Raw genomic sequence first — 1939 nt, 5'->3', positions numbered from 1 at the left:
GCTCCGCCCCGACCGGGTCGGTCGCGGCCGTCTCCCGTGCGGCCGCCTCCTGCCCGGTCCGGTCGGTCTGCGGGTGCATCCGGCGCAGTCGGCGCGAGGGCGACGGCCGTCGGGAGCCGTAGCTCCGTACCTCCTCGCGCGCCGAGCGCGGCGTCGGCGAGGGCCGGTCGCCCTCCGGGGGCGCCGACGGCTGTCGGAGCCGGACGGCCTCCGGTCCGACCCCACCGGAGGGGTCGCCCTCGCCGGAGGGGTCGTCCTCGGCCGGCTCGCCGAGCAGCGTCCGCACCTCCTCGGCCGACCGCCGGCACGCGGCCGCCAGATCGGTGACCGAGCGCCCCTCGGCGCGCGCGGCCCGCAGCCGGTCGGCGAACGCCGCCCGCAGCCGCTCCGCCGTCGGATCTCCCGTCGGAACGCCCGTCGACGAGGCCGGATCCGCCGTGGGCAGGACGTAGGCCTCCGCGTCCTCCCGGGTGCGCGGCTGAGGCACCGAGTCGTGGCGGCAGGCACCGCCCTGGCGCACCGGGGCACCGGTGACACCGGTCGCCGCCGCGCCGCTCTCGGCCACCGTCACGATCGAGCAGATCGGCGCGGAGGCGGAGCTGGCGGCCGGAACCGGCGCGGCACCGGAACGCCCGGACGGTGCGGGCGGGACGGCCGCGACGGGCGGGTCGCCGGCCGGGGGTGAGGACCCGGCGCGGTCCGCGGGCGGACCGGGCAGGGACGGGTCGGTGGCGGTGGGGTGGAGTGAGGTCATCGGCGGGCCCTTCGGAGGACGGTCCGACGATCCTCCCGCACCGCGCGACCAGCTCCAAGCGTCATTCCCGGGCGTGTGCCCGAGACCACCCGGTGATCGCCGGGAGACCACCGCCGCACCCACCGGGCGTATCCGCTCAACTGCCGGGCGCGACGAAGCCCTTGAGATCGGCGAGCACCGCGTGCGCCGCCATGACACCGAGCCCGAGGAACCAGGTTTCGTCCGAAACCGGCCGAGCCTGACCGGACTTGACCGCGCCGAGCGTCTTCCACAGCGCGCCGCCGAGCACCGCGTCCTGGTTGGTCGAACCGGGACTGCCGTACACGCCGTAGAAGATCCAGTCGGCGTCGGCCTTGTCGATCTGCTCCGGGCTGACCTCCACCGCGAGCTCCTTGACCTGCTCGATCCCGGGCTGCGGCAGCGGCACGTCGGCGAGGACGGTGCCGATGAAGGAGAGTTCGGCGTAGAGCCTGGTCCGGCCCGGCATGAAGCGCAGCGGCGTGATGGTGGGCCGCTTGTCGCCGAGCTTCGCGCCGATCGCGGTGGCGGCCGTCTGGTACGCGTCGAGCTGCGCCCTGGCCTCGGTCTCCAGGCCGAACGGGGCGGCGTTGAGCAGGAAGTTCTGCTTCCAGGGGTAGCCGGGTCGGAGCGAGAAGACGGTCGGCGCGATCTTGGACAGCTGCGCGTACTGGTCCTGGGCGCGCAGCTGGCTGCCGAGGATCAGGTCGGGCTTGAGCGCGGCGATCGCCTCCAGGTTGAGGCTGTTGATCGTGCCGACGGCGGCGGGGCTGCCGGCCTTGTCCTTCAGGTACGAGGGCAGGGCCTTGGAACCGTCGGTGTGGACGACGCCGACCGGCTGGATGCCGAGCGAGACGACGTTGTCGAGCTCGCCGGTGTCCAGCACCACGACCCGGGTGGGCTTGGCCGGGACGACCGTCTCGCCCATGGCGTGCTTGACGGTGCGCGGGTAGACGCCGGGGGCGGCGTCGGTGCCGAAGCCCTTCATCCTCTCGATCACGGTGGCGTAGTCGTCGCCGCCCTGCTTGACCGACTTCTGGTCGGGCGAGGAGCCGCCACCACCCGGGCTCGCGCCGCCTCCGGTGGTGCCCGATCCGCCGGAGCCGCCGGAACCGCCGGAGCCGCCGCAGGCGGCCAGCAGTCCGCCGAGGCCGAGAACGACGGCAC

General features: G+C 74.8%; 1 protein-coding gene and 1 pseudogene. Both read right to left on the bottom strand.

What is annotated here, in order from left to right; translation table 11 throughout:
• Nucleotides 1–754: pseudogene (locus tag J0670_RS36930) on the bottom strand (hypothetical protein); the annotation flags it as partial.
• A 136-nt stretch (nt 755–890) separates the two neighbouring features.
• Nucleotides 891–1939 (bottom strand): ABC transporter substrate-binding protein (locus J0670_RS36925; protein ID WP_374223246.1); only part of this gene is annotated, 1049 nt, incomplete at its 5' end.

The organism is Streptomyces sp. FH025 (assembly GCF_017427025.1).
Taxonomy (GTDB): domain Bacteria; phylum Actinomycetota; class Actinomycetes; order Streptomycetales; family Streptomycetaceae; genus Kitasatospora.
Note: the sequence above shows the minus strand (reverse complement) of the source record. Positions and strands in the feature narration are given on the sequence as shown.